3 protein-coding genes and 1 pseudogene are annotated in these 3499 nt (G+C 68.7%); 1 reads left to right on the top strand and 3 read right to left on the bottom strand.

What is annotated here, in order from left to right; translation table 11 throughout:
- The first annotated feature begins 385 nt into the window (after positions 1 to 385).
- The gene (locus GA0070558_RS32475; RefSeq protein ID WP_091287349.1) at positions 386 to 676 is read left to right on the top strand and encodes a hypothetical protein; all 291 of its coding nucleotides are present in this window, start codon (positions 386 to 388) and stop codon (positions 674 to 676) included.
- A 262-nt stretch (positions 677 to 938) separates the two neighbouring features.
- On the opposite strand, the gene GA0070558_RS32470 is transcribed toward GA0070558_RS32475, so the two are convergent.
- The 3 genes and pseudogenes from GA0070558_RS32470 to GA0070558_RS33770 all read right to left on the bottom strand — a co-directional run.
- On the bottom strand, positions 939 to 2231 hold the full coding sequence (locus GA0070558_RS32470; RefSeq protein ID WP_091287345.1) for a hypothetical protein: 1293 nt from the start codon (positions 2229 to 2231) through the stop codon (positions 939 to 941).
- Positions 2228 to 2932 (bottom strand): GGDEF domain-containing protein, encoded by a 705-nt coding sequence (locus tag GA0070558_RS32465; protein WP_176734491.1) that lies wholly within the window; start codon positions 2930 to 2932, stop codon positions 2228 to 2230. Before GA0070558_RS32465 ends, GA0070558_RS32470 begins: the two co-directional genes overlap by 4 nt.
- A 264-nt stretch (positions 2933 to 3196) precedes the next feature.
- A pseudogene (locus GA0070558_RS33770) lies at positions 3197 to 3499 on the bottom strand (hypothetical protein); the annotation flags it as partial.

Below are 3499 nucleotides of genomic sequence, written 5' to 3'. Positions count from 1 at the left end.
GATGGCTCCACGTCCATATCCAGCGCCGTCCGGTATGGACGTTAAGCCCGTGTCATCCCACTCGGCCGCCGAACCTTGCTGAGATCACCTCATTGGAAGATCTCTACCTCCGCAGGTTCAGAGGCTGGCGGGGAGAAATGGAACGAGGCATCGTGTGCCCGTCCCCGTGCGGCCAGCACTCCCGACAGGTGCACCCGAACCCATCCAAGCCTCAGAGGTACGCGAACCAGCTGCTGAAGTGGGCTGATTCCCGCCCATGTCAAGGTGACATCATTAGGGGGATGGCGCAGGGATGGAGGCCAGGGTCGTCTTACGAGTCGCAGCCCGAAGACGGGATGGGTGGCTCCCATCCGCAGCCGAACTGCACGATGAAGCCGAGCGATTCATGGAAGAGATGCTCGCGGCCGAGGACCCACCCCGAGTCACTGACGTCGCGACCTCCAGCGACGCTCAGGGGGGCACCATCGAGGTCGAAGCCTTCGTTGAGGCAGAGAAGGAAGGCAACGCGGTCAACTGGCTCGTAGACGCCTTCACCTCAGCGCGCGCCTCCATCGAAAACCGGCGACCAACGAACCAGAGGTACCTCGAATACCAGAAGCAGATCCTGTACATCGAGTACCTCAACGATGGCCAGCCGAGCCCACCGGAGGAGACACCCGGCGACCGAGGCGAGTGACACGCAACATCGGCTACCCCAAGGCCCCTGACCACCCTGCCCTCCGGCACGGAGGAGTGACGTCGACCAGCCATCGAGGGTGAACGCCGGCCGGGCCACGCCGCCTGTCGGGCATCCTCCCGGCCGATGCACTCGCGCCCGGGCCGATCGAGAGGTCAGACCACATCGGTCGCGCACAAGCGGCGACCGGGCGCCCAGACGCAAGAAGGCCACTGTGCGTGTGTGGTGGTGGAGCAAGCTCCACCACCACACCGATGCCCAGCTACTGGTCGGTACGCCGCGTCCGGTCATCGCCTCGGCTACCGAGGGCACGGACGGTGGTACTGAGCTTGATCGGCAGGCCCTCGTCTCCCTTGAGGAAGGGTGCGATCTCGATGGTGCGACGGAGGCTGCGACCGGGGCCGTACGGCTGTTGGCGGTCGTGGCCGGAGACCCAGTACCGGTGGTCGGGCTTGGCCCGCGTGGAGCCTTCACCGGCTTTGCCTCGTTGAGGTGCGGCGGTGGTGCTGCGCGGTGCGATGCGCACGATCCTGACCTCGGGGGCAGGACGCCGGTGGCGCTGGTACGCCCTGGTGGTTGCCTTGGGCAGTTTCGCCGGCACCGCCTCGGCCAGTTGCTGTCTGATCAGCAGCCAGGTGGTGACGAGAGGGCCGAGCGGGTGGCGTCCGTCGAGCTTGGCCCCTCGGGGTACGTGTTCGGCGTGGATGGGTACGAGCCAGCCGATCTCGTGTCGTAGTGCGGGCATCAGGTCGTCGTCGAGGGCGGTGCCGCCGATGCTGCGGTAGCCGATGAGCTGCCAGCCGTCCGCGTGGGGTGTCCAGGACACGGCGGCGAGTTGCCGGGTGTCGCCGACGGGTTCGGGCCAGGCGAGCAGCCCGGCCGGTGTGGCGGCGAGGTCGTCGGTGACGGCCGCCGGTGGCTGGTCGTCGCCGACCTCGTTGACCATGTCGGTGAAATCCTGGTTGATCCAGTACATGGGTGCGAGGTCGAGCTGGTCGGCCAGGGCCCGGCGGTGGTCGGGGTCGTTGATGGCTGGGGGCATGTGCATGGGGCCGCGGAGGAGGCCGGTGAACCGGTCGCGGATCTTCGGCAGCATGTCGGCGGTGAGCCGGGCCGGCGGCCAGTCGGTGGTGGTGAGCAGGGTCCTGCTTTCGCGGCCGAGGACGATGCCGCGGTGCAGTGCGCGGAGGACGGCGTACTCGTGGTGGTGGGGCAGCCACTGCATACGGGCGGCACAGTGGGCGGTGAGGCCCTCGGAGTCGTCGGCCTCGATGAACTGGGCACATCGATAGCAGACGTGCCACTGGTCGTTGTAGGTCTCGACGGCCGCAAGGACCGCGATCTGGATGAGGCTGGTGTGGTACTTCCACACCGACGGCGCGCTGGTGCAGGTGTGGCAGCGGTCGAACACGCCGTTCACCTGGTCGGCGTCGACGGGGACGACGGCATGACGGCCCTCGGTCACTGGGTGCCGGTAGATGGTGCCGTGCCCGTCGGGGTGCTCGGTGAGGGCCAGCCGGCAGGTTGCACAGGCGGTGAGGGTGGCGAGGTTCATTCGGCGCTCCCCCGCTGGTCGCGGCGCAGGTCACGCAGCCGCGGTCCACGACGGTGTGCACGGTCGGGCATCGTCATTCCGTCGGCGTAGACGACGTGCCGGCCGGGCCCCTGGCGCTTCGCGTGGTACATGGCGATGTCGGCGCGGTGCAGCGCGATGTCCTGCAACGCGTCGGTGCTGACCACGGTCGCGATGCCGACGCTGGCCGTGACGGTGACCGTGGCCAGGCCGCCGTTGATCTGCACGTTGACCGGTGCGGTGATGGCGCTGACGATCCGGTCGGCGATGTCGCCGACCGGATGGTGCCGCAGAGGCAGGATGGCGGTGAACTCGTCGCCGGCCAGCCGGGCGGCGGTGCCGCCGTAGGTGTGGACGGCCTGGGTGAGCCGGTCGGCGATCTCCACGAGCAGGTCGTCGCCCGCGTCGTGGCCGTGGGTGTCGTTGACCTCTTTGAACCGGTCGAGGTCGATGAGCATGACGACGAGGCTCTGCGGTGGGGAGGCTGTGACGACGGCGGTGTGGATGGTGCGCAGGCCGGTGCGGTTGAGCAGTCCGGTGAGCGGGTCGTGGGTCAGTTTCCAGGCGGCGTCGGCCAGCTCGGCGCGTAGCCGGGTGATGGTGGGCCGGGTCGCGAGGTAGCCGACGCCGGCTCCGAGGATCGCCGCCACGATGGTGGCGATCGCGAGGAGTGTGGTGAACACTGGGTTCCTCCATCTCGATGGAGAACCCGGGACGCGTACGTTTCGTAGGCGATCTGCGTCCCGGGTCCTGAAACGACGACGGCCCGCCTGGTGGCGGGCCGCTTTCTGTATTCGGTGTCCCGGCAGCGGGAACCGTGGGGCGGGCTCGGCGTTGCTGCCGGATGGCGCTGCCGCCCGGTCGGGGAATGGTGATCACCAGGCACCGCAACTCTGTTAGGTCCGATGGCCGACGGCCTCCGCGCGAGCTGGCCCGGCAGGCGGTTGCTACGGCAGGTCGCGCAGGAGGTGGTGGACCAGCCAGGAGGAGGCGGTGGGCAGGACGATGACGTAGGTTGCGCCGACGCGCTCGGCGTGCACCCAGACCCTGGCGTCGGGCGGGTTCACCGAGGCGACGACGACGATGCCGCGGCAGGCCAGCCGGTTCCGGAACCGGGCGACCAGGTCGGAGCCGATGACGATCAGCGGGCGGCGGCTAGTGCCGTGACCATGAACGTTGACGGTGTTGGGGTCAGGCTGCGTGGGTGGTGGGTTGGCCCCAGCGTCGTTGGCGTTCGCTGCGGATGCGGG

It is taken from the genome of Micromonospora haikouensis (assembly GCF_900091595.1).
Lineage (GTDB): Bacteria > Actinomycetota > Actinomycetes > Mycobacteriales > Micromonosporaceae > Micromonospora > Micromonospora haikouensis.
Note: the sequence above shows the minus strand (reverse complement) of the source record. Positions and strands in the feature narration are given on the sequence as shown.

Excerpts from the sequence above, each read along its gene's own strand:
- GA0070558_RS32470 (WP_091287345.1), bottom strand. The coding sequence starts at position 2,231 with ATGAACCTCGCCACCCTCACCGCCTGTGCAACCTGCCGGCTGGCCCTC.
- GA0070558_RS32475 (WP_091287349.1), top strand. The coding sequence starts at position 386 with ATGGAAGAGATGCTCGCGGCCGAGGACCCACCCCGAGTCACTGACGTC.